The following is a 23,305-nucleotide window of genomic DNA, read 5'->3' as shown; positions in this document are numbered from 1 at the left end:
GCGCATGGCCGGTTGGGACCAGCCATGCGCCGCGCTACGCGCGATGAGCCGAGCAGGAACGATGTCGGCCGTCCTGACCGGCACCCCTCTTACGGCTTGATGAAGCGCAGGGTCATGCGGTCGCTTTCGCCGATCGCCTGGTACTTCGCATCATCGGCCTTGTCGTGCTGGTTGGTCGGCGGCAGCGTCCACACGCCGTTCGGGTGGTCCTTGGTGTCGCGCGGGTTGGCGTTGACCTCGCTGCGCGCGTCCAGCTTGAAGCCGGCGGCCTCGGCCATCGCGATCACCTGCTGCTGGCCGACATAGCCGGTGTCATCGTCGTCGACCACGTCGGCCTTGGCGCGATGCTCGACCACGCCGAGCACGCCGCCCGGCTTGAGCACGTTGAAGAAGCCCTGGAACATGCCCTGCGCCTGGCCGGCCTTGCGCCAGTTGTGCACGTTGCGGAAGGTCAGCACCACGTCGGCTGAACTGGCCGGGCCGAACACCGGCTTGGCCGGATCGTAGGCGACCACGACGGTCTTGCCGAACTGTGCCGGCGCACCGGCGTACTTCTTTTCCAGGCTGTCGCGGCTGCGCTGCTGGTAGTCACGGCCGCGGCCCTCGGGCACCGCCATCGGGTCGACCACGGCGGCAACATAGTGGCCCTTGTCCTGCAGCAGCGGCGCCAGGATTTCCGAGTACCAGCCGTTGCCGGGGGTGATCTCGATGACGGTCTTTTCCGGCGTCACCTTGAAGAACGACAGCGTCTGCGCCGGATGACGGAAGCCATCGCGCTTGACGTTGTTGGCATCACGGGTCGACGCCTTCACCGCCGCATCGATGGCCGGTGACACCTGGATCTTCGCCGGTGCCACCGTGGCCGGTGCGGCGAACGCGGGAACAGCGGCAAGCAGGGCTGAAGCAAGCAGCAGGCGGCAACCACGCAGGGACGAAGCAGGCATCATCGGAGCGACTCCAGCGGAAGATGCGGCGAGACTAGCAGCCGCGGCGTCCCAGGTGTTCACAAAACGTTAGCTGCGTGCGCATCGCGGAACACTGTTTTGTGGTCACCGCCGCAGCACGGTCACACAACGCGTTTTATTCTGGAGCACTTCCCCCAAGGAGTCCGTGCCCATGACGGCAACCCGCGAACTGGGCCGTTCCGGCCTGCATGTACGTCCGCTCGCCTTCGGTGGCAACGTGTTCGGCTGGAGCGCCGATGAGAAGGCCAGCTTCGCCCTGCTCGATGCCTTCGTCGATGCCGGCTTCAACCTGGTCGACACCGCCGATGTGTATTCGGCGTGGGTGCCGGGCAATGCCGGCGGCGAATCGGAAACGCTGATCGGCAAGTGGTTTTCCCGCAGCGGCAAGCGCGACAAGGTGGTGCTGGCGACCAAGGTGGCCAAGTGGGCCGAGCGCCCCGGCCTGGCCCCGGACAACATCAACGCCGCGGTGGAAGATTCGCTGCGCCGCCTGCAGACCGACGTGATCGATCTGTACCAGGCCCACGAGGATGACGAGTCAACGCCGCTGGAAGCGACCCTGGCCGCATTCGGCCGGCTGATCGAAGCCGGCAAGGTGCGCGCGATCGGTGCCTCCAACTACAGCGCCACGCGCCTGGCCGATGCGCTGAAGGTATCCACCGACTACAAACTGCCACGCTACGAAACCCTGCAGCCGGAGTACAACCTGTATGACCGCGCCGGCTACGAAAAGGAACTGGAACCGCTGGTGCAGCGCGAACAGATCGGCGTGATCGGCTACTACGCGCTGGCCAGTGGCTTCCTCAGCGGCAAGTACCGCACGCCGGCCGATGCGGCCAAGAGCCCGGCGCGTGGCGAGAACGTGGTGAAGCGCTATCTGAATCCGCGTGGCCTGCGCATCCTGCAGGCACTGGATGACGTGGCCAGCAAGCACAACGCCAGTGCCGCGCAGATCGCACTGGCATGGCAGATCGCACGGCCGTCAATCACCGCGCCGATCGTCAGCGCCACCAGCGTCGAGCAGCTGCACGATCTGCTGGCCGCAGCCAACGTGTCGCTGAGCGTGCAGGATGTCGCGCAGCTGGATGCCGCCAGCACGGAAGCTTGAGACCCGGTAGTGCCGGCCGCTGGCCGGCATTGCGCGGTAAAGAAGAAAATAATTGAACAAAATGGTTGCGCACGAATAAATCGTGGTTTATCGTGCGCACCTCGTTTCAACAACCACTGGAAACTTCCCTTGAACGCGCATTCCGTCGCCATCGCCAAACTGCTGCCATGCCTGCGCATGGACGTGCTGGCGCGCGCGTTCGGCAAGGAAGACCAGCTGACAACGGCCTGATACCCGCCCTGCGGAGATCGGCCACCCCGATCTCCGAGGCTTGACGACGCCCTCGGAACGCAAGTCCCGGGGGCGTTTTCGTTTGCGTCGGCACAAGGACCCGCGATGCCAGAACTGCACCCCGCGCGGCAACCCGCCGCTCACTGACACAGGTTTTTTCCGCCCCGCCGAAGGATTTACTTCGCGCGAGTGGCGACGCCTGGACATTATCTGCATCGCATCAGAACATTATCGCTCGCGATAATGTCGATGGCCTGCACCCTCGATTCTCCAACGGTCCCGTTTCCACCACGGGCTGGTGCGCGCGGCGTTGCCGTGGCGTATGCCGGAGGTCGCGGACATGCCATCGCCTGGATCGCCTGCTGGAAGCAGGCATCGGTTCGCCGGTACGCGGTTCGATTCCGCGCGGTCCCCAACTGGATAGCTCAGCTTGGTCAGAGCAACGGATCCGTAATCCGTCTGTCGTGGGTTCGATTCCCACTCCAAACCACATGACCTGTCACGTCATGACTTGAAGCAACACCCGGGGCGCAAGCCCCAGCGGCCATCGTCGCCGTCCACAGACAACGCCTTCGGGCAGGAACGTGGAAGGCAACGGACCGCACGCCGGGCCCCGGCCCGCCGCCACTGCCAGCCACGTTCCGCACCGGTGCTGCCTGCCGGGAACGACGACGGCAGCAGTGCCGGTGCACCGAAGGCTCCGCGCGCGGACCGTCCGCCGATGGCCGCCCTCTTCCGCTGCCTGCACGTGGTGTGCAGGCGGCCTCGCCACGACCTGATCGGCCCGGGTCATGGCGATTCATCCGCAACGGGTCGAACCACCAGAGCCATACAAGGAGAGACTCCCATGTTCTGGACCATCAAGGTCGTGATCGGCGACGGCGAGCGCGGCCTGGTGTATCGCAACCGTCGTTTCCAGCAGATCCTGCTGCCGGGCGTGCACCGCCTGTCGCCGTTCGGCGGCCGCCCGCACGTGGACATCCACACCGCATCGAAGGGCGCGGCCTATACCGGCAGCGACCAGGACAGCCTGATCGAAGCACTGGGCGCAACGCTGGACACGCACTTCGTGCTGGCCAACGTCGGTGCCAGCGAGGTCGGTCTGTTGCTGCGCAACGGCCGCATCGATGAAGTGCTGCCGCCGGGCAGCCGCCGTCTGTACTGGCGGGGTTCGGTCGACACCCAGGTGCGCGTGATGGCGCTGGGTGACGAGCCGCGCATTCCGGCGGACGTGCAGCAGCGCCTGGGCCAGTTGGGCGTGCTGCCGCGTGTGGCAGTGATCAGCACCGTGCGAGCGAGTCGGTCGGCCTGCTGTTCATCGATGGCACGCTGCGACAGACGCTGGACGCCGGCCTGCACGCGTTCTGGAACTTCAATGGCAACGTATCGGTGGAGCGTGTGGAGCTGCGTGCACGTTCGCTGGACGTGTCCGGCCAGGAACTGCTCAGCCGCGACAAGGTGACCCTGCGGGTGAACCTGGCCGCGACCGTGCAGGTGGTCGACCCGGTGCGTGCACACCGTACGCTCAGCAATGCCGACGAGTTCGTCTACCGGCAGCTGCAGTTCGGCCTGCGCCAGGCGATTGCCGCGCGCAGCCTGGACGAGCTGCTGGGCGACAAGGCGGCACTGGACGGCGAGATCGCCGCGCATGTGCAGGCGGCGATCGAGGGCCACGGCGTGCGCTTGCTCGGCGTGGGCATCAAGGACGTGATCCTGCCGGGTGAGATGAAGGAGATCCTCAACGGTGTGGTGCTGGCCGAGAAGCAGGCCCAGGCCAGCGTGATCCGCCGTCGCGAAGAGGCCAACGCCACGCGTTCGCAGCTCAACACCGCAAAGCTGATCGAGGACAACCCGGTGCTGATGCGCTTGAAGGAGCTGGAGGCACTGGAGAAGGTCACCGAGAAGATCGACAAGCTCACCGTGTTCGGCGGCCTGGATGGCGTGCTGAAGCAGCTGGTGACGATCAGGTAGGGGGTCGCGGCGGCGCAGGGACGCGCCGCCGGCCCATCAAGGACAAACACGAAGACATGGACACTCAACACAACTATCAATGGCTGCACGCCGAGGGCACCACGCCGATCAAGGGCTGGGTCAACGGTGTGCCGCTGGAAGCGCAGGCGCATGAGCAGCTGCGCAACATCGCCGCGATCCCGTTCGTCGGGCCGTGGGTGGCCGTGATGCCGGACGTGCACCTGGGCAAGGGCGCGACCGTGGGCTCGGTGATCCCGACCCGCGGTGCGATCATCCCGGCGGCGGTCGGCGTCGACATCGGCTGCGGCATGGCCGCCGTGCGCACCACGCTGCGTGCCAACGACCTGCCCGATGACCTGCGGCAGCTGCGCAACAGCATCGAGCGCAGCATCCCGGTCGGCAACGGACGCGGCGGCGAGCACCACCGCATGCCCGACAGCATCCACACGCGGCTGGTGCAGTCCGGGCTGGCCGCCGGCCTGGAGAACATCAAGGACAAGCACCGCAGAATCCGCACCGACAAGCTGGACCGCCAGCTGGGTACGCTGGGCGGCGGCAACCACTTCATCGAACTGTGCCTGGACGAGACGGACACGGTGTGGGTGATGCTGCACAGCGGATCGCGCGGCACCGGCAACCTGATCGGCACCTACTTCATCGAGAAGGCGCGCGAGGAACTGGCCCGGCGCGTGCTCGGCTTCCATCTGCCGGACAAGGACCTGGCGTTCTTCATGGAGGGCGAGCCGCTGTTCGATGACTACGTCGAGGCGGTGTCGTGGGCGCAGGACTATGCCCGGCAGAACCGCGAGGCAATGATGTCGCGGGTGCTGGCCGAGATGCGCCACCGGCTGCCGAAGTTCCAGCTGGCAACGATGGCGGTGAACTGCCATCACAACTACGTGCAGAAGGAGACGCACCACGGCCAGGAACTGCTGGTGACGCGCAAGGGCGCGGTCAGCGCGCGCGAGGGCGAGCTGGGCATCATTCCCGGCAGCATGGGCACGCGCAGCTACATCGTGCGTGGCAAGGGCAACGCGGACAGCTTCCACAGCTGTAGCCACGGTGCCGGCCGGGTAATGAGCCGTGGCGCTGCGCGGCAGCAGATCACGCTGGCCCAGCACCGCGAGGCCACCGCGCATGTGGAATGCCGCAAGGACAGCGGCGTGCTGGATGAGTCGCCGGCCGCGTACAAGTCGATCGACGATGTGATGGCCGCGCAGCTCGACCTGGTCGACGTGGTGCACACGCTGCGGCAGGTGCTGTGCGTGAAGGGATGATGGAACGGTGCCGGCCTCGGCCGGCACCTGCTCGACGGGCACGGGCGACTGGATGCCCGGGATCCGTAGCGTCGAGCTTGCTCGACTGCTCTTCCACGCCATGCGTGGATGAAACGGCGCCGACCAAGGTCGGCATCTACCAGAGCAGCACGTCGCGTCGGGGGTCAGCGCGGCACGCTGTCCTCGGCCACCAGCGCATGATGCACGCCGATCCCCGCACGCACGCCCTCGGCGGTGGCCAGGGTGATGTTGCCGACCGTGGTCGCATCGCCTGCGGCATACACGTTCGGCACCGAGGTCTGCTTCATCATGTCGACCTCGATCAGCACCCCCAGCGGGCTCTCGACCAATGTGCACCCCAGCTGCTGCACCAGCGGCGTGGCCATCGCCTGGGTAGCCGGCACGAACAACGCACGCTGTGCGATACGGCGGCCATCGGCCAGCTCCACTTCCAGCCAGGTAGGCTGGTCGCCCTGCACACCCAGCACGGGTGACGTCTCGATGTGCACGCCACGCTGCTGCATGGCGGCGCGTTCCTCATCGGTGATCTCCAGACCCATGCTGAAGAACGTGACATTGCCCCAATCGGCGAACAGCGGCGCCTTGCTGGCGGACATCGGATGGCCGCCGAGCAGGCCGATGGCACCACCACCGACTTCATAGCCGTGGCAGTAGGGGCAGTGCAGCACGGTGCTGCCCCAGCGCTCGGCCAGTCCGGGCAGTTCCGGCAGCTGGTCGGCGATGCCGCTGGCCAGCAGCAGCTTGCGCGCGGCCAGCACCTGGCCATCGGCGGTACGCACTTCCACACCTTCGGCGGTGGTGCGGGCGTGCTCCACTTCGGCATGCACCCAACGCACCGTGGGGTAGTCCAGCAGCTGCTGACGCGCGGTCTTCAGCAGCTCGGCGCCACTGATGCCATCCAGCCCCAGCACCCCGTGCGAATGACTGGCGAAGCGATTGCGCGGTGAACCGGCATCGATGACGGTGACCGGGCGACGGGCACGGGCCAGGATCAGGCCGGCGGCAATGCCGGCGTAGCTGCCGCCGACGATGAGCACATCAGGATTCATGGTGACCTTCCAGGGAACGGTGATGGGCAAGATGGCGGGCGAAGTCGGCGCCGAGCTGGTCCAGCGTGGTCGCCTGCAGGCGCTGCTCAAGCAGCCGCTGCGCCTCGCGCGCGCCTTCGAGCAGGGCGCTGTTGACCAGCTGCTGGATCGGGCAGCCACCGCCGGAATCGCGAGCGCCGACCTGGACCAGCGGCGGTGCTCCCACCGCCAGATAGATGTCATGCAGGGTGATCGCCGCGGCATCGCGTGCCAGCAGGCTGCCGCCGCCGTGACCACGGGTGCTGCGCACCAGGCCGGCCTTGTGCAGCTGTGCCAGCAGACGACGGATCACCACAGGATGGGTCGGCAGGCAGGACGCCAGCTGTTCGGACGTGCGCGGGGCGGCATGGCCGACCAGATGCGCCATCACGTGCAGGGCGTCGGAGAGGGGGTTCGCGGATTTCATGTAACAACATTAGTTACATTTAATTCCTCTGTCGAGGGTCTGCTTTCGTTCCATATGGACACATCTGTCCTATGAAACATCTCCTTCACATCACTAAACGAAACGCGAATGTGATCAACATCCCACTTCAGGGCGTGCGCAGCGGGTCGATACCGCAGTGCCCCTTCCCGAGAGTTCTTCCCCATGAATGCGTCTGTCCGTGCTCCGCGCCTGCAGTCCAAGCTGCTCGGCGCGGTTTCTGTTGGTCTGGCTGTGGTCCTGCTGTGCGCTCTGGCCGGCCTGGCCTCCGCCTGGTTGAAGTTGTCCACCGAGGTTCCACCCGAAGTCGCGCACAGCCGCGATGCCGAACGCCTGCAGCGCGAGTTCCGCGGCCAGGTGCAGGAATGGAAGAACGTGCTGCTGCGCGGCCACGACGACGCGTTGCGCCAACGCCACCTGGACGCCTTCGACAGCGAGGGTCGTCTGGTCGAGCAGCTGGCCAAGGGCCTGGTCAGCAGCCCGGATGCACGCACGCGCGAACTGGCGCAGGCCTTCATCGGCCTGCATGCGCAGCTGCAGCAGGACTATCACGCGGCGCTGCAGGCGTTCGCCGAGGCCAGCTACGATCCCGCCGCCGGCGACAACCTCGTGCGCGGCAAGGACCGCCCGGTGGCAACCGCGCTGGATGCGTTGAGTACGCACGCCACGCAGGTGGCCGAAGCGGCGGTAGCGGCCCGTTCGCAGCAGGCGCGGCAGACGCTGCTGCTGTGCGCGGCGCTGACCGTGCTGGCCGCCGTGCTGCTGCTGATGGGCCTGGGCTGGTGGCTGCGGCGTGCGGTGGTGCAGCCGGTGCTGGCGGTGGAAGCCGCTGCGCGTGCAGTGGCCGCCGGTGATCTGCAGCATGTGGTGCAGGTGCGCAGCCGCGATGAGATCGGTCGGCTCGCGCAGGCCATGCAGGCGGTGCAGTCCACACTGCGCGGCGTGCTCGATGCGCAGGCCACGATGGCACAGGCGCATGAAGCCGGCACCATCAGCCACCGCATGGATGCCAGTGCCTTCCCCGGCGCATTCGGCACGATGGTGGCCGATAGCAACGCGCTGGTCGATGCGCACATCCAGGTGAAGCTGCGCGCGATTGCGATCATGGGCCGTTACGCCATCGGTGACCTCAGCCAGGACATGGAACGCCTGCCCGGCGAGAAGGCAGTGATCACCGACGCACTGGATACCGCCAAGGTCAATCTCGGCATGATCAATGGCGAGATCCGCCGCCTGGCCGAAGCCGCTGCCATGGGTGACTTCGGCCAGCGTGGCGACAGCGCGCGCTTCGAGCATGACTTCCGCGCGATGGTCGACGGCTTGAACCGATTGATGCAGACGACCGAACTGAACCTCGGCGAGGTCTCCAGCATGCTGCGCGCGATTGCCGATGGCCGCCTCGGCGCGCGCATGCATGGCGATTTCCAGGGCGTGTTCGCGCGCATCGCCGGCGATGCCAACACCACCGCCGCGCAGCTGGCGACCATCGTCACCGACATCAAGCACGCCTCCGGCAACATCCACACTGCGGCTGCAGAGATCGCCGCCGGCAACAATGATCTGTCGCGCCGTACCGAGCAGCAGGCGGCCAATCTGGAAGAAACCGCCGCGTCGATGGAAGAACTGACCTCCACCGTGCGCCAGAACGCCGAGCATGCACGCCAGGCCAACCAGCTGGCGATCGGCGCGCACACGGTCGCCTCGCAGGGCGGCAGCGTGGTCGGCCAAGTGGTGGCGACGATGGGTGCGATCGAGACCTCGTCACGGCAGATCGCCGAGATCATCAGCGTGATCGATGGCATCGCGTTCCAGACCAACATCCTGGCGCTGAACGCGGCAGTGGAAGCCGCGCGTGCCGGCGAGCAGGGCCGCGGCTTCGCGGTGGTCGCCAGTGAAGTACGCACGCTGGCGCAGCGCTCGGCGGCGGCCGCGAAGGAGATCAAGGCGTTGATCGAAGCCTCGGTTGAGCAGGTCGGCCACGGCGCGCAGCGCGTGCGCGAGGCCGGTGACACCATGGCCGAGATCGTGGCATCGGTGCAGCGCGTGACCGACATCATGGCCGAGATTTCAGCGGCCTCGCAGGAGCAGAGCGCGGGCATCGAACAGGTCAGCCAGACCGTGATCCAGATGGACGGCACCACCCAGCAGAACGCGGCGCTGGTGGAGGAAGCCAGTGCCGCCGCACGCAGCCTCGAACAACAGGCGAACCGGTTGATCGACGCGGTGGATGTGTTCGATCTGTCGACCACAACAGCGGCGAAGGACGCGTTGGCGCGTGCGGCCTGAGTGATCCGGTTGCCGGCCAGCGGCCGGCACTACCCGTGCGATGTGCCGGCCGCAGGCCGGCAGCGTCCACCGCCACTTGGGTAGCGCCCGACCATTGGTCGGGCGACGGCAGGATCAGTGCGGACCAACGGTCCGCACCCACCAGAGCGGCCGCGCCCACCCGCGCATGCGGTAGTGCCGGCCGCTGGCCGGCAACCTCAGCGCACGTAGTCGCTCTGCGCCATCGCGTCGGCCAGGTAATCCACGAACGAGCTGATCCGCGACGACACGGCGGTGTTGCGGTAGTACACCGCATGGATCGGCTGGTACACATCCAGCGTCTGCGCCGCCAGCACCTGCACCAGGGTGCCGGCGCTGCGGTCGCGATCGGTGACGAAGTCAGACAGGCAGGTGATGCCCACACCTTCCACCGCCAGCCGGCGCAGCGTCTCGCCACTGGATACGGCAATATCCGGGCGCACCAGCAGCAGCCCATCCGACTCTCCGGGCAGCGGCCAACGGTTGAGTGATTCCGGCTCGTTGAAGCTGACCAGCGTGTGCTGGCCCAGCGCGGCGACGCTGGCCGGTTCGCCGTGCCTGGCCAGGTAGTCCGGGCTGGCCACCAGCCGCAGCTGGCAGCGGCCCAGCAGCCGCGCATGCAGGGTGGAGTCGGCCAGCGGGCCGATCCGGATCGCCAGATCGGTGCGCCGTTCGAGCAGGTCGATGTAGCGGTCGGAACTGTTCAACTCCAGCTGTACTTCCGGGTAACGCGCGCGATAGCCGGCCACCAGCGGCGCAATCACGTGCAGCACGAACGGCATCGCCGCATCCACGCGCAGGCGCCCCGCCGGGCGCTCGCGGCGCGCCGCCATCTGTTCCTCGGCCGATTCCACCGCATCGATGATCGCGCGCGCATGGCGCAGGAACGCCTCACCCTCGGCAGTCAGGTGCAGGCGGCGGGTGGTGCGGGTCAGCAGGGTGATCCCCAGCTTGTCCTCCAGCCGCCCCAGCGCGCGGCTCACACCCGAGGGCGTCTGCCCCAGCTGCTCGGCGGCAGCACTGATCGAACCGCTGTCGATCACCGAAAGGAACGCCTGCATTTCATCGAGAGTGGTCTTCATGCCCTTATTATTGACTGCACGGCAATAGTGATTGGCGTGAAGACCGGTTTTTCAGCAAAGGTCGGCGGCGCAGACTGCGCAGCCTCTTCCTCCTGCTGGACCCTGTCATGATCCGTGGCATTCCCCTCGCCCTGCTGGCGTTGACCCTCGGTGCCTTTGCCATCGGCACCACCGAATTCGTCATCGTCGGCCTGATCCCGACCATCGCCGGCGACCTGCAGGTCAGCCTGCCCTCGGCCGGCCTGCTGGTCTCGCTGTACGCGCTGGGTGTGGCCATCGGTGCGCCGGTGCTGACTGCGCTGACCGGACGCGTACCGCGCAAGCAACTGCTGGTGGCGCTGATGGTGTTGTTCACGCTCGGCAATGTCGTCGCCTGGATGGCACCCGGCTATACCTCGCTGATCATCGCCCGCATCCTCACCGGCCTGGCGCACGGCGTGTTCTTCTCGATCGGCGCGATCATCGCCACCGCCGTGGTGCCGAAGGAGAAGGCGGCCAGCGCGATCGCCATCATGTTCACCGGCCTGACCGTGGCGCTGGTGACCGGCGTGCCGCTGGGCACCTTCATCGGCCAGCATCTGGGCTGGCGCGCGACCTTCCTGGCGGTGGCCGGCCTCGGCGTGGTCGCCCTGATCGGCGCGCTGCTGTTCGTACCGCGCAACCTGCCGCAGAGTGCGCCGGCCAGCCTCCGCCAGCAGCTGGCAGTGCTCGGCCAGCCACGCCTGCTGCTGGTCTATGCGATGACCGCGCTGGGCTACGGTGGCACCTTCCTGGCCTTCACCTACCTGGCGCCGATCCTGCAGGACGTCACCGGCCTTCCGGCCAACGCCGTGAGCCTGGTGCTGCTGGTGTACGGCGTGTCGGTGGCGATCGGCAACCTGTGGGGCGGGCGCATGGCCGACCGCTTGGGCCCGGTGCCCGCGCTGAAGCGCATCTTCGGACTGCTGGCATTGGTGCTGTTCGTGCTCACGTTCACTGCCTACAACACCTGGTTGATGCTGCTGACGGTGCTGGCGCTGGGTGCGGTGGCATTCGGCAACGTGCCCGGCCTGCAGGTCTACGTGGTCAAGCAGGCGCAGCGCTATGCACCGCAGGCCACCGACGTGGCATCGGGCCTGAACATTGCCGCGTTCAACGTCGGCATCGCCATGGGCGCCTCGCTGGGCGGTCTGGTGGTGGAGCACATCGGCCTGATGCATACGCCCTGGCTGGGCGCGCTGGTGGTCGTACTGGCCTACGCGCTGACCGTGCTCAGTGGCCGCCTCGACCGCCGCGATGGCGTCGACCACCGCGCCGACGGCATTGCCGCCACCGCGCATTGATCCATGCAATGCACCGTTGCCGGCATGCATACGGTGCCTGTCCTAACCTCTTCCCTCTGCTACTCCCTTCCCCCCGTTGGAGCTTCCCATGACTGTCCCCGCTTTCGGTCTCGGCACCTTCCGCCTCAAAGACCAGACCGTGATCGACTCGGTGCGCAACGCACTGGAGGTCGGCTACCGCGCCATCGATACCGCGCAGATCTACGGCAATGAAGCCGAAGTCGGCCAGGCCATCGCCGAGTCGGGCGTGCCGCGTGATGATCTGTACCTGACCACCAAGGTGTGGATCACCGAGTTCAAGCGCGATGCGCTGCTGGCCAGCCTGCGTACCAGCCTCGAGAAGCTGCGCACCGACCGCGTCGACCTGGCGCTGATCCACTGGCCGTCACCGAATGACAAGGTCGATGTGCCGATGGAGGAATACCTGCCGGCACTGGCCGAAGCCAAGGCGCAGGGGCTGACCCGCGAGATCGGCATCTCCAACTTCACCATCGCGCAGACCCGCAAGGCGATCGAGATCCTCGGCGCCGAAGCCATCGCCACCAACCAGATCGAGATCCACCCGTACCTGCAGAACCGCCTGCTGGTGAAGTTCCTGCAGGACAACGGCATCCACATCACCGCCTACATGAGCCTGGCCTATGGCGAAGTGCTGAAGGACCCGGTGATCCAGGCCATTGCCGGCCGTCACCAGGCTACGCCGGCGCAGGTTGCGCTGGCGTGGGCGCTGCAGCAGGGCTTCTCGGTCATTCCGTCGTCGACCAAGCGCGAAAACCTGGCAGCCAACCTCGAAGCAGCGGCCGTACGCCTGACCGACGAAGACATGGCGCAGATCGCCAAGCTGGATCGCGGCCATCGCCTCGCGAATCCGGAAGGGATTGCCCCGGCCTGGGATTGATCCCAACTGGGGCTACGTATCGGAATCGTAGGTGCCGACCTTGGTCGGCACTGGCCTCTGGTCGGTCGATGACACATCGTGCCGACCAAGGTCGGCACCTACCAAAGGCAGAGCTATCCCTCGCCTTGCAGCAACCACCCACGCATCGCCGCACTGACCTCGTCCGGCTTTTCGATCGGTGCCAGGTGCCCGCAATCGGGCACCACCACCAGCTGCGAGTGCGGCACCAGGGCGTGCATCTCCTCGCTCACCGCCAGCGGCGTGATGCGGTCGTTCACACCGCAGACGATCAGCAGCGGATCGCGGTAGCCGGCCAGCACGTCATGGCCGTCGCGGCGCTCCAGCGCGCTCTGGCGCAGGAACACTTCGGCGCCCAACCGCGCGGTCATGTCGCGCACACGCTGCACCAGCACGTAGTCGTCCAGCCGCGAGGCATCGATGTAGCTGCGCATCAACGCGTCACCGAAGCCGTGGAATTTTCCCGGCAAGCGCACGCTGGCACGTTGGCTGCGACGCTGCTCGGCACGTTCCGGTGAATCGGCATGGATCGAGGTATCGATCAACGCCAGCTTCAGCACGCGCTCGGGCGCGATGCGCAGGATCTGCTGAGCGACGAAGCCGCCGAGCGAGAAACCTGCCAGCGCAAAGCGCTCCGGCGCCTGCGCCAGCACGTCCTCGGCCACGCCCTGCAGGGTTTCGCCGCGGGTCTGGTCGCCTACCGTGCAATCGGCGATGTCGGCAAGATCAGCCAACTGTGAGCGCCACAGCTCAGCGTCGTTGAGCAGGCCAGGCAGCAGCAGCAGGGGGATACGGTCGGTCATGGGGGTATTGTCGCGCCGGTGCGGTGGCGGCGCCATGCCAGCGACCGCGCCAAGCGCGGCGACATGCCCCGGATGAAACAGGCGCGCCGGACCCGCGCCCGCTTCTGGATACCCTGTGGGACGCCAGTCAGACCGATGCCGTGGCGCATTCCTCGGCGTCGGAAGCAGGCGCCGTCGACGCCCCACGCTGGGGCCGCACCTCTTGGACGATCCGCCCCTGCTCCATCACGAGCACGCGGTCGGCGCTGTTTATGGTTTCCGGCCTATGGGCCACGATCACCTTGGTCAGCTCCATACGCTGCACGGCTTCGTTGACCAAGCGCTCGCGCATGACATCAAGATGGCTGGTGACCTCATCTAGAAACAGAATCCGTGGCCGGCGGTAGAGGGCGCGGGCCAGAATCACTCGCTGCTTCTGACCGCCTGAGAGCGAGTTGCCCATGTCGCCGATAAGACCGTGGTAACCCATCGCCATCCCCGCGATGTCATCATGCACCGCGGCCATTCGAGCAGCTTCCTCAATGCGCTGTTCATCAACCTTTGCCAGCACCACGTAGTGGTTCAGATCCCAATGCAGGATACAAGGCAGTTTGAGCTGGGAAAGATGCTCCATCTCAAGCCGCAAGGGCCGCGAAGACAACCCCAGTTGCTGGCCAATGTGGATGAGCTGGCCCAACTTGACACCCTTGAGCGACAACGGATAGCGTCGGCGGATCTCGCTCAAGCCGATCCTCTTTCCGTGGAAATCGGCGATCATCGCGATCGACGCCAGCCCACACTCCGTTGCCTCCGACTGAAGTATCGCTTTCATTCCGATGACAAGCCCAAGCTCCCAGTCAATTTGAAACAGAAGTCCTTGGCACGATCATCGGTGCCGATAGCCTTTACTGAGCACGCCGCATGAACTGGGCGGCGTGAATGCATCCCCGCACAGGGGTTCAATTCGATGTGTGTTCTCTCTGAATCCGCTTGCGCCTTGCATCCGCGAATCTGGCGATGGCAACCACCACCGCACCAACGCACAGAAGTGGCCAAATCCAGCGGTCTGAAGATGCCGCGACCACGGCCAGGCAGCACACACAGATGGCGAATGTCTTTTCGTCGATACCCGGAAACTTCATGATCTGCTCTCCTCGTGCCAGCATTTTCCGAAACCAATGGCTCCAAACAGATCGCGCAGGGGCGCGCGAGCACCCCTACGCGACACCCATCACATCAGGTAGTGACCCACGATCGCACCGTGAATGCCACCACTGACGGCGCCGGCGAACGCGCCCACCGGGCCGCCCACCAAGAACCCGATTGCAGCACCGGCGACCGCACCACCGGCAAAGCCGTTCGAAGCGCCTTCACCCGCGCCATCGACATTGGCAACTTCGGCATTGTTGAGTTCACGCATGATGATTCCCCCTATTTGAATACGATTGTTTGAGTTTCAGAGAAGGTGTACTTACATCAGGTAAAGCGCAACGGCAATTCCACCGCCGATGAGCGCACCGGCAGCGGACCCGGCCGGGCCGCCGACGAGTGCACCGGCAAAACCACCTGCACCGGCACCGTTGAGAAAGGCGCCCATCGCACGTTCACCCTCGACTTCGACAACTTCATCCATGGTCAGTTCACGCACAATCGATCTCCTGAAATTGGCACACGTCCAGTGTGCATGGGATCCTGGCCAGCTTCCTATGCAGAAGGTTGAAGATGGTGGTGCTGGGTGACCGCGTTTTGACAGTTCATCATAGAGCGTTGCCCCTAGCGACACCGCTTGAGGCCCATTCGGCCATGTAGAGCATCTGGCGCAGCATCAACGGGCCCTGTTTGGACAGCCGACGCCGCCCAGTTCTGCCGCCAGACTCGTTGGGCCGGGGATCCAGGCCGATCCATGCATCGGCGTTAGCCAACGGCCAGCGCGTCATGTAGTAGATCAGGTGAGCCACGACGGCGGAGCCGATACCAGGAGGCGCCTGTAGAACGCGCAGTGCTCTTCATCGCGACTCAAGCGCCGCAGCGTGCTTTCCAGCTGGCTAGCGTCCCAGCCAGGGCGCGGGACAGATCTGACATCTCTCTAGGGGGCACTTCCGCTTACCCCGAAGGATTGCTACGAGCGCGCGCGTGCCTCCACCAGCGCCCGCCGCTGGTGCAGCAAATCGTGCATCAGTTGCTGCTCGTCGGTACGCGGTACGTATTCACGCAGACGATCGCTCTCCCTCTTCACGTGGCGGGCGATCGCTTGGGATGCCCTGAACAATCGTTGCTGAGTGCTCGATTTCCAGCACCAGAGTGCAATACAGAACGCTAGTCATCCCTCTCGACCTGGACATCGACCTTATCCCTAAAAATAACTGAAATGAAAGACAAAAGCAGAGCTGGAAGCCCCAAAAGCAGCACGAAAGACAAAGGCGCACCAAACGACCATAGAGCTGCAGAAAATACAACAGCCGAAACCCCAAGCAGCAGGAACGAGCACTTAACTTTCTTTATTGATAGGTAACTTGCCGTCGAACACAGCAGCGAGAAAGCGGCAACGAAAACCCCGACCACCTGAGGAACCTGCAAAGGCTCAGCACCCCTCAGCGCTGCCACCAGCATCAGCGCTGAGGCAGACGCCATCGCTACCAGGGAAATAAAATAGAACTTGCCATGTCGCCCATCAAATCCATCAGTAATCTTCACATCAACCCTCAAGGGATCGCAGGGCGAAATCACCGCGATCCGGCCAATTATTTACCAAGCCATCCGATCGAGCTGATCGCCCGCATAACCAGCACCAGCAATAGCACACCAGCGACAAAACCTTTACCAAACGCAGTTCCAATCCCAACGACGACCGGCACAGCTGCACCGTCGACGCTCTCAACTTCAAGAATGGTCAATTAGCGACAGTCAGCACCGAGAGTGCGGCAAACAGAGGGAACGCCAAAAGCCCCTGGGATTGGGAGAGCATAATGCCCCCCCAACCAGCTGCTTCGCTTTGCATCCAAGACTGGGTGTCTAAGCAACGAATCCGACATCCCGTCTCCGAGCGCTGTTGGCAGGCGTATCACCCTAGCGCGTACTAAACCGTAGCGTGACTTTCCACAGCGATCAAATAGGCATTTGCGACACCAATGTAGCCATCGTCTTTGTTCTATCCAACTGAGAATTCGACTTCACCCCAAGACTCGTAATGAATACCTGATGTTGGGGGTGTTCTGAGCAACTCCCTGCGAATGCGGGATGGAGATCGCTCGGCTCGTCTGTCGGCCCATATCCGCAGATCCATGCTCGTCAGTCCCTCCACCCCGGCTCCTACATACCGCGTAGGCGCTGGGAGGAACATACAAGGAACATACAAGCCCATGCTCGGCTGCCTCTGGAACAGTCGAGCGTAGCCTCGGTTCTACATCGGAGTTTGCGGCACCTCTACCTGCTGCACCGGCAGGGTCACCATCATCACCGTCGGGTCATCCGGGTCCAGCTTCGTCTTGAAGCCCAGGCTCTGGCACATCGCCAGCATGGTGCTGTTCTCGCGCAGCACTTGGCCTTCGACCACGTCCAGGCCCAGCCACTTGGCGTACTCGATCATGATCGCCATCAACCGCCAGCCGATGCCGTGGCCCTTCAAGTCCGAACGGATCAGGATGCCGTACTCGCCACGGTGGTAATCGGCATCGGCGTGCAGGCGTACCGCGCCGAGCATTTCGCCGCTGCGCGGTTCGATCGCCACCAGCGCGATCGAGCGTGCGTAATCGAGCTGGGTCAGGCGCGCGATGAACTCGTGGCTGAAGTGCTTCACCGACTGGAAGAAACGCAGGCGCAGGTCCTCGTCACTGACGCGGGCGAAGAACGCACGGAACAGTGCGTCGTCCTCCGGCCGCACCGGGCGCACGAAGGCACGGCCGCCATCGGACAGCTCGATGGTGCGCTCCCACTCCTTCGGGTACGGGAACACCGAGAAACGCGGATGGCCGCGGCCCTTGTGCAGGATGCGCGACGGCGCCACCGCTACGCGGGCATCGAGGGCGAGGATGCCCTTGCCGTCGACCAGCAGCGGGTTGATGTCCAGCGTGCGCACTTCGGGGATATCGGCAGCCAGTTGTGCCAGCTTCACCAGCGCCAGTGCCAGTGCGCGCTCGTCAGCCGCCGGCACGTCACCGTAAGCCTTGAGGATGCGCGAGGCGCGGGTCTGGCCGATCAACTCATGGGCCAGGCGCAGGTCCAGCGGCGGCAGCGCCAGTGCCTTGTCGTTGATCACTTCGACGGCAGTGCCGCCGCGACCGACCACGATCACCGGGCCGAACGTCGCGTCATCGGCGATGCCGACGATCAGTTCGCGCGCCTTCGGGCGGACGATGGTCGGCTGCACCAGCAGGCCATCGATGCGTGCATCCGGCCGCAGCTGGCGTGCGCGCGACAGGATCGCGTTGGCCGCGCTCTGCACCGCCGGCAGCGTGGACAGGTTCAGGCGCACGCCATCCACTTCCGACTTGTGCGGAATGTCCGGCGACAGGATCTTCAGTGCGACCGTGGCACCGCGTTCCAGCAGCGGCTGCGCCAGGTCCATCGCTTCGTGCGCATCGCGCGCATGCATCACCGGCGCGGACGGAATGCCATAGGCCTTGAGCAGTTCATGGGTGGCCAGCGGGTCCAGCCACTGCTGGCCGTTGGCCAGGGCGGCATCGACCAGTGCGCGCGCGGCGGCCGTGTCGACACTGAAATCCTGCGGCAGGCTGGGCGGCGTTTCCATCAACGCGTTCTGCGCTTCGCGATAGCGCACCAGATGCTGGAAGCCACGTACGGCTTCGGCCTCGGTCGGGTAGGTCGGGACGCGTGCCGCGTTGAGCGTGGCCGTGGCCTGGTCGTCGTTGCCCAGCCACACCGCGAATACCGGCTTGTCGCGGTGATGGCGCGGGCGCAGGCCGAGTGTGCGGGTGAGCGCCTGCGCCGCGTCCGCCGATGACGTGAATGCGGTCGGTACGTTGACGACCATCACCGCATCATTCTCGTTGTCGGCCAGCAGCGCTTCGATGGCCGCGGCATAGCGCTCACCATCGGCGTCGACCACGATGTCGACCGGATTGCTGCGCGACCAGCCCTGCGGCAGCACCGCGTCAAGCTTCTCCACCGTGCTGTCGGACAGGTTGGCCAGCGTGCCACGCAATGCGATCAGCTGGTCCACCGCAAGGCGGCCAACGCCGCCACCGTTGCTGAGGATGGCCAGGCGTCGACCGGGGAACGTCCCCAGCCGTCCCAGCGACTCGGCGGCGGTGAACAGCTCGTCCAGCGCCCCCACGCGCAGCAGGCCGGCGCGGTTGAAGGCAGCACCGTACACATCATCGGCGCGGGCCAGGGCCTGCACATGGGTATCGCGGCTGCCCGGCTGCACGCGCTCGGCACGGCCGGACTTCACCACCACCACCGGCTTGGCACGCGCGGCGGCACGCGCGGCCGACATGAACTTGCGCGCATCCTTGATCTGCTCGACGTAGAGCAGGATGGCGCGGGTGCGGTAGTCGGTGGCGAAGTAGTCGAGCAGGTCGCCGAAGTCGACGTCCATCGTGTCGCCCAGCGAGACCACGGCGGAGAAGCCGACCGAGCGCGCCACACCCCATTCCACCAGCGCCGCCGCAATCGCCGAGGATTCGGAGATCAGCGCGAGGTCACCGGCCTGCGGGAAGTGCGCGGCGATGCTGGCATTGAGCCGCGCATGCGGTGCGATCACGCCCAGGCAGTGCGGGCCAAGGATGCGCAGGCCGTGCTTGCGCGCCACCGTTTCCACCTGTTCCGACAACGAGCCCGGGCCTTCGCCCAGGTGTGCGGTGAGGATGATCGCGGCCTGCACGCCACGTTCGGCGGCGGTGCGCACCACCTGCGGCACGATCGCCGCCGGTGCAGTGATCACCACCAGGTCCGGCACCCAGTCCAGGTCCTTCAACCGCTTGACCGTGCGGATGCCATCGATCTCGGCATGCCGCGGGTTGATCCAGGCCACCTTGCCGGGGAAGCCGGTGCCACGCAGGTTGCGCATCACCGCGCGACCGGCCGAACGCTCGCGCTGGCTGCCGCCGATCACCGCGACCGACTGCGGACGGAACACAGACTGCAGGTGGTAGGTACTCATGCGCCTACGGTAACCAAATTCCATGGCGATGGGGTCAGGTCCCTTTCCCCAGGAAAGGGATCTGACCCTTGCGTGCCGACCAAGGTCGGCAACTACCGGGGCACGGTGCTTCAGGGGTCAGAGCCCTTCGCTGCGCGAAGGGATCCGACCCCTTAACCGACCCCGGTTTACAACAGTGTGCCGTGCAGGATCATCGCGGCGATGCTGAAATAGATCACCAGTCCGGTCACGTCCACCAGGGTGGCCACGAACGGCGCCGAAGCGCTGGCCGGGTCGAAGCCGAGCCGTTTCAGGATGAAGGGCAGCATCGAGCCGGACAGCGAACCGAAGGTGACGATGCCGACCAGCGCGGCGCCGATGGTGATCGCCAGCAGGATCCAGTGCTCGCCGTAGTCGTGCAGGCCGCCCAGCTGCCAGATCACGATGCGCACGATGGCCAGGCAGCCGAGAATCGCGCCCAGCACCATGCCGGTGGGCACTTCGCGCAGGGCCACCTTCCACCAGTCACGCAGGCGCAGTTCGCGCAGTGCCAGGCTGCGGATCAGCAGCGAGGTGGCCTGCGAGCCGGAGTTGCCGCCCGAGCTCATGATCAGCGGGATGAACAGGGTCAGTACCACCGCGCGTGCCAGTTCGTCCTCGTAGTGCTGCATCGCGCTGGCGGTCAGCATCTCACCCAGGAACAGCACGCTCAACCAGCCGGCGCGCTTGCGCAGCATCTCGAAGAAGCCGATCTGCATGTACGGCTTGTCCAGTGCCTCCATGCCGCCGAACTTGTGCGCATCTTCGGTGGACTCTTCGATCAGCGCATCGAGCACGTCGTCGACGGTGACGATGCCAAGCATCTGCTGCTGCGCGTCGACCACCGGAATCGCCAGCAGATCGTGGCGGCGGATCAGCCGCGCCACTTCCTCCTGGTCCATCAGCGCATCCACCGTCACCGGCGGATTGACCTGGGCCACGTCCAGGATCGATTCCTCGGGCAGGCCGGTGATCAGCCGGCGCATGGTCACTACCTGCTGCAGCTGCTGGCTGGCCGGCTCCAGCACGTAGATCGCGTACACCGTCTCGCGGGTGCGCTCGACCTGGCGGATGTGCTGCAGGGTCTGCGCCACCGTCCAGCTGGCAGGCACCGCCACGTACTCGGTGGTCATCAGCGCACCGGCAGTGTTCGGTGGGTAGCTGAGCAGCTTCTGGATGGCCTGGCGGGCGTCGGTGCCCAGCAGCGGGATCAGCCGCGCGCGTTCTTCTTCGTCCAGCTCGTGGACGATGTCGGTGGCACGGTCGTCGGCCATCAGCCCCAGCAGCGCCGCAGCCCGCGCCGGCGGCAGCGCGGCCACCAGTTCGCCACTGCGGTGCAGCTCCGGTGCTTCGAGCATCTTCACCGCACGCGGCAACGGCAGCGCAGCCAGCGTTTCCGCGGCGCGGGTCAGTTCCAGCGTATTGAGGAATTCCACCGCGTCGGCGGTGTTGTAGTTCGCCAGCGGTGCGGCCAGTGCGGCGGCATCGGCCACCGGGCGCAGCAATTGCTTCTGGTTCATCGGTTTTGCCTTGTGGGGGTGCGACCTCGCGCAACGCCAACGCAGGCAAACCGTCCCGATGTCAGGCGGTGGCCATCGCTGGCGTCGAACGAGGTCGACTTCTACTGTCGCTGGACATGGGTTGGGGACTCCGGGATGCGTATGCCGACGGACGCGCCGCCAGCGGCGGGCAGTCTGGACCCGTGGGCCATGCAGGTCAACCCGGCCACCCCGCGCCGACGGCCGGCGAGTTGTTCTCGTGCATACACAGGCCGGCGCGCATAATGACGCGGTGGCACTCGCCTCCCCTTCCCCCACCCGAACGGACGCACTGCGGGCTTCCCCGATGACCAGGTATTCCCATGCATAGCGGTGGTCTGGAACTGGCCCTGGTGCTGCTGCTGGCGGCGGTCATCGCCGTGCCGGTGTTCAAGAAGTTCGGCTTCGGCGCGGTGCTGGGCTACCTGGCGGCCGGCGTGGTGCTGGGCCCGGACGGGCTGGGCTTCGTGCAGGACGCCGACCGCATCCTCGGCGCCGCCGAGATCGGCGTGGTGATGCTGCTGTTCGTGATCGGTCTGGAACTGTCACCGGCCCGCCTGAAGGTGATGCGGCGCTCGGTGTTTGGTGCCGGTGCGGCACAGGTGGCGCTGTCCGGGCTGGTGCTGGGCGGCCTGTTGCTGCTCGACCATTTCCAATGGAAGAGCGCACTGGTGGTGGGCGTGGCACTGGCGCTGTCGTCCACCGCGGTCGGCCTGCAGCTGCTGTCAGAACACAAGGCGATCAACAGCGACCATGGCCGGCTCGGGTTCGCCATCCTGCTGTTCCAGGACCTGATCGCGATTCCGCTGCTGGCGGCCATCCCGCTGCTGGGCGGGGTAAAGAACGAGACCCTGCGCTGGGAAGACGCCGCCGTGGCCCTCGGCGCGCTGGCGGTGGTGATCCTGTGCGGGCGACCGGTGCTGCGCAAGGTGTTCGGCATCATCGCGCGTACCCGCAGCCCGGAAGTATTCACCGCGACCGCACTGCTGGTGGTGCTGGGCACCGCCTGGTTCATGCAGGAGGCCGGCCTCAGCCCCAGCCTGGGCGCGTTCCTGGCCGGCGTGCTGCTGTCCGATTCGGAGTTCCGGCACGAACTGGAAGCGCAGATCGAGCCGTTCAAGGGGCTGCTGCTGGGCCTGTTCTTCATTGCGGTGGGCATGGGCATCGACCTCGACCGCATCGTTGCCGAGCCGTGGCTGATCGCCGCCGGCGTGGCGATCCTGCTGGTGGTCAAATTCAGCCTGCTGTACGTGATCGGGCGCATCGCAAAGCTCAGTTCACGGCACTCGCTGCTACTGGGCAGCGTGCTGTGGCTGGGCGGCGAGTTCGCCTTCGTGGTGTTCAACGAAGCGCAGCGCGCGCACCTGCTGGGCAACGCCAACCATGACCGCCTGGTGGCGATCGTCGGCCTGTCGATGGCGATCACGCCACTGCTGATGATCGCGCTGCTCAAGCTGCTCGGCCAGGAGAAGGTAACGCCGCGCGAGGCAGCCGAGGCCGACAAGGTGGCGCCGGACAACCGGCCGAAGGTGCTGATTGCCGGCATGGGCCGCTTCGGCCAGGTCATCGCACGCCTGCTGACCGCGCAGAAGGTGCCGTTCGTGGCGCTGGAAGCGAACCCCGATACCGTGGCCGACCTGCGCCGCTTCGGCAACCAGCTGTACTACGGCGACCCGACCCGGCCGGAGATGCTGCGCGCGGCCGGCGGCGAGCACATCGATGTGTTCGTGATCACCGTGGACGACCCGGAGACCAACCTGCGTGCAGTGCGCATGGTGCGCCGGCTGTACCCGGACGCGAAGGTGCTGGCGCGTGCACGCAACCGCCAGCATGCGTGGCGCCTGATGGACATGTCGGCCGAGCCGTTCCGCGAAGTGTTCGGCACCAGCCTGGAAATGAGCGGGCGCGTGCTGACTGCATTGGGTGTTGCACCTGAAGTGGCCGAACGCCACGTGCAGCGCTTCCGTGAGCACGACGAGCAGCTGCTGCGCGACCAGTACCTGGTGTACGACGACGAGGCGGCAGTGATCCAGACCTCGCGCGATGCACGCAACGACCTGATGCACCTGTTCGAGGCCGACGCGGAAAGCGACGGCAAGTAGGCGTGCCGACCAACGGTCGGCACCCACCACAGATT

General features: G+C 65.8%; 18 protein-coding genes, 1 tRNA gene and 1 pseudogene. 8 read left to right on the top strand and 12 right to left on the bottom strand.

The window, feature by feature from the left end; genetic code table 11:
- Positions 1–89: 89 nt before the first annotated feature.
- Positions 90–947 carry a class I SAM-dependent methyltransferase gene (locus ACMZ91_RS10135; protein WP_414576970.1) on the bottom strand — a complete coding sequence of 286 codons (858 nt, stop codon included), beginning with the start codon at positions 945–947 and terminating at the stop codon, positions 90–92.
- A gap of 169 nt (positions 948–1,116) precedes the next feature.
- On the opposite strand from ACMZ91_RS10135, the gene ACMZ91_RS10130 reads away from it, so the two are divergent.
- The 4 genes and pseudogenes from ACMZ91_RS10130 to ACMZ91_RS10115 all read left to right on the top strand — a co-directional run bounded on the left by ACMZ91_RS10130 (position 1,117) and on the right by ACMZ91_RS10115 (position 5,552).
- Positions 1,117–2,073, top strand: coding sequence for an aldo/keto reductase (locus ACMZ91_RS10130; RefSeq protein WP_414576969.1), 957 nt, complete (start codon positions 1,117–1,119; stop codon positions 2,071–2,073).
- 647 nt (positions 2,074–2,720) lie between these two features.
- Positions 2,721–2,794: transfer RNA gene (locus tag ACMZ91_RS10125), tRNA-Thr, on the top strand.
- Positions 2,795–3,151: 357 nt separating this feature from the next.
- Positions 3,152–4,275, top strand: a pseudogene (locus tag ACMZ91_RS10120) (slipin family protein).
- A 56-nt stretch (positions 4,276–4,331) separates the two neighbouring features.
- Entirely contained in the window at positions 4,332–5,552 is a 1,221-nt protein-coding gene (locus ACMZ91_RS10115) for an RtcB family protein (RefSeq protein ID WP_049460613.1), read from the top strand.
- A 164-nt stretch (positions 5,553–5,716) separates the two neighbouring features.
- Here ACMZ91_RS10115 and ACMZ91_RS10110 read toward each other — a convergent pair whose 3' ends face one another.
- Positions 5,717–6,622 (bottom strand): NAD(P)/FAD-dependent oxidoreductase, encoded by a 906-nt coding sequence (locus ACMZ91_RS10110; protein WP_049398662.1) that lies wholly within the window; start codon positions 6,620–6,622, stop codon positions 5,717–5,719.
- Entirely contained in the window at positions 6,612–7,067 is a 456-nt protein-coding gene (locus ACMZ91_RS10105; protein WP_033833804.1) for an Rrf2 family transcriptional regulator, read from the bottom strand. The genes ACMZ91_RS10110 and ACMZ91_RS10105 overlap by 11 nt, the downstream gene beginning before the upstream one ends.
- Positions 7,068–7,250: 183 nt before the next feature.
- Between ACMZ91_RS10105 and ACMZ91_RS10100 the strand changes: the two genes are divergently transcribed.
- On the top strand, positions 7,251–9,371 hold the full coding sequence (locus ACMZ91_RS10100; protein WP_049460615.1) for a methyl-accepting chemotaxis protein: 2,121 nt from the start codon (positions 7,251–7,253) through the stop codon (positions 9,369–9,371).
- A gap of 197 nt (positions 9,372–9,568) precedes the next feature.
- On the opposite strand, the gene ACMZ91_RS10095 is transcribed toward ACMZ91_RS10100, so the two are convergent.
- Complete coding sequence (locus ACMZ91_RS10095) at positions 9,569–10,471, bottom strand: LysR family transcriptional regulator (protein WP_049462124.1); 903 nt, start codon at positions 10,469–10,471, stop codon at positions 9,569–9,571.
- 107 nt (positions 10,472–10,578) lie between these two features.
- Between ACMZ91_RS10095 and ACMZ91_RS10090 the strand changes: the two genes are divergently transcribed.
- Together ACMZ91_RS10090 and dkgB are read left to right on the top strand one after the other, a co-directional pair.
- A complete protein-coding gene (locus ACMZ91_RS10090; protein WP_049424175.1) occupies positions 10,579–11,793 on the top strand; it encodes an MFS transporter in 1,215 nt (404 codons plus the stop codon).
- Between the two features lie 88 nt (positions 11,794–11,881).
- Complete coding sequence (gene dkgB / locus ACMZ91_RS10085) at positions 11,882–12,691, top strand: 2,5-didehydrogluconate reductase DkgB (RefSeq protein ID WP_032129158.1); 810 nt, start codon at positions 11,882–11,884, stop codon at positions 12,689–12,691.
- A 113-nt stretch (positions 12,692–12,804) separates the two neighbouring features.
- Here the strand turns inward: dkgB and ACMZ91_RS10080 are convergent, their stop codons facing one another.
- The 8 genes from ACMZ91_RS10080 to mgtE form a co-directional block, all read right to left on the bottom strand.
- On the bottom strand, positions 12,805–13,512 hold the full coding sequence (locus ACMZ91_RS10080) for an alpha/beta fold hydrolase (protein WP_414577648.1): 708 nt from the start codon (positions 13,510–13,512) through the stop codon (positions 12,805–12,807).
- Positions 13,513–13,639: 127 nt separating this feature from the next.
- Positions 13,640–14,323: a cysteine peptidase family C39 domain-containing protein gene (locus tag ACMZ91_RS10075; protein WP_414577646.1), complete on the bottom strand. Its 684-nt coding sequence runs from the start codon at positions 14,321–14,323 to the stop codon at positions 13,640–13,642.
- A gap of 399 nt (positions 14,324–14,722) precedes the next feature.
- The gene (locus tag ACMZ91_RS10070) at positions 14,723–14,911 is read right to left on the bottom strand and encodes a Blp family class II bacteriocin (RefSeq protein WP_495497661.1); all 189 of its coding nucleotides are present in this window, start codon (positions 14,909–14,911) and stop codon (positions 14,723–14,725) included.
- Positions 14,912–14,962: 51 nt separating this feature from the next.
- On the bottom strand, positions 14,963–15,139 hold the full coding sequence (locus ACMZ91_RS10065) for a hypothetical protein (RefSeq protein WP_414577642.1): 177 nt from the start codon (positions 15,137–15,139) through the stop codon (positions 14,963–14,965).
- A 109-nt stretch (positions 15,140–15,248) separates the two neighbouring features.
- On the bottom strand, positions 15,249–15,428 hold the full coding sequence (locus ACMZ91_RS10060; RefSeq protein ID WP_229301259.1) for a transposase: 180 nt from the start codon (positions 15,426–15,428) through the stop codon (positions 15,249–15,251).
- Between the two features lie 379 nt (positions 15,429–15,807).
- Positions 15,808–16,185: a hypothetical protein gene (locus tag ACMZ91_RS10055; protein WP_414577640.1), complete on the bottom strand. Its 378-nt coding sequence runs from the start codon at positions 16,183–16,185 to the stop codon at positions 15,808–15,810.
- 706 nt (positions 16,186–16,891) lie between these two features.
- Positions 16,892–19,612: a bifunctional acetate--CoA ligase family protein/GNAT family N-acetyltransferase gene (locus ACMZ91_RS10050; RefSeq protein ID WP_414577638.1), complete on the bottom strand. Its 2,721-nt coding sequence runs from the start codon at positions 19,610–19,612 to the stop codon at positions 16,892–16,894.
- Positions 19,613–19,779: 167 nt separating this feature from the next.
- Entirely contained in the window at positions 19,780–21,150 is a 1,371-nt protein-coding gene (gene mgtE, locus ACMZ91_RS10045; protein ID WP_059035874.1) for a magnesium transporter, read from the bottom strand.
- Positions 21,151–21,491: 341 nt separating this feature from the next.
- Between mgtE and ACMZ91_RS10040 the strand changes: the two genes are divergently transcribed.
- The gene (locus ACMZ91_RS10040) at positions 21,492–23,270 is read left to right on the top strand and encodes a monovalent cation:proton antiporter-2 (CPA2) family protein (protein WP_134951290.1); all 1,779 of its coding nucleotides are present in this window, start codon (positions 21,492–21,494) and stop codon (positions 23,268–23,270) included.
- The last annotated feature ends 35 nt before the right edge of the window (positions 23,271–23,305 follow it).

Source organism: Stenotrophomonas sp. FR024, from assembly GCF_047500745.2.
GTDB lineage: Bacteria > Pseudomonadota > Gammaproteobacteria > Xanthomonadales > Xanthomonadaceae > Stenotrophomonas > Stenotrophomonas maltophilia_A.
This window is presented reverse-complemented; position numbering and strand designations above follow the sequence as displayed.

Coding starts and splice junctions, on each gene's coding strand:
- ACMZ91_RS10090 (WP_049424175.1), top strand. CDS start 10,579: ATGATCCGTGGCATTCCCCTCGCCCTGCTGGCGTTGACCCTCGGTGCC.
- ACMZ91_RS10070 (WP_495497661.1), bottom strand. CDS start 14,911: ATGCGTGAACTCAACAATGCCGAAGTTGCCAATGTCGATGGCGCGGGT.
- ACMZ91_RS10100 (WP_049460615.1), top strand. CDS start 7,251: ATGAATGCGTCTGTCCGTGCTCCGCGCCTGCAGTCCAAGCTGCTCGGC.
- ACMZ91_RS10095 (WP_049462124.1), bottom strand. CDS start 10,471: ATGAAGACCACTCTCGATGAAATGCAGGCGTTCCTTTCGGTGATCGAC.
- ACMZ91_RS10110 (WP_049398662.1), bottom strand. CDS start 6,622: ATGAATCCTGATGTGCTCATCGTCGGCGGCAGCTACGCCGGCATTGCC.
- ACMZ91_RS10080 (WP_414577648.1), bottom strand. CDS start 13,512: ATGACCGACCGTATCCCCCTGCTGCTGCTGCCTGGCCTGCTCAACGAC.
- ACMZ91_RS10050 (WP_414577638.1), bottom strand. CDS start 19,612: ATGAGTACCTACCACCTGCAGTCTGTGTTCCGTCCGCAGTCGGTCGCG.
- ACMZ91_RS10135 (WP_414576970.1), bottom strand. CDS start 947: ATGATGCCTGCTTCGTCCCTGCGTGGTTGCCGCCTGCTGCTTGCTTCA.
- ACMZ91_RS10040 (WP_134951290.1), top strand. CDS start 21,492: ATGCATAGCGGTGGTCTGGAACTGGCCCTGGTGCTGCTGCTGGCGGCG.
- ACMZ91_RS10130 (WP_414576969.1), top strand. CDS start 1,117: ATGACGGCAACCCGCGAACTGGGCCGTTCCGGCCTGCATGTACGTCCG.
- ACMZ91_RS10075 (WP_414577646.1), bottom strand. CDS start 14,323: ATGAAAGCGATACTTCAGTCGGAGGCAACGGAGTGTGGGCTGGCGTCG.
- ACMZ91_RS10105 (WP_033833804.1), bottom strand. CDS start 7,067: ATGAAATCCGCGAACCCCCTCTCCGACGCCCTGCACGTGATGGCGCAT.
- mgtE (WP_059035874.1), bottom strand. CDS start 21,150: ATGAACCAGAAGCAATTGCTGCGCCCGGTGGCCGATGCCGCCGCACTG.
- dkgB (WP_032129158.1), top strand. CDS start 11,882: ATGACTGTCCCCGCTTTCGGTCTCGGCACCTTCCGCCTCAAAGACCAG.
- ACMZ91_RS10060 (WP_229301259.1), bottom strand. CDS start 15,428: ATGACGCGCTGGCCGTTGGCTAACGCCGATGCATGGATCGGCCTGGAT.
- ACMZ91_RS10115 (WP_049460613.1), top strand. CDS start 4,332: ATGGACACTCAACACAACTATCAATGGCTGCACGCCGAGGGCACCACG.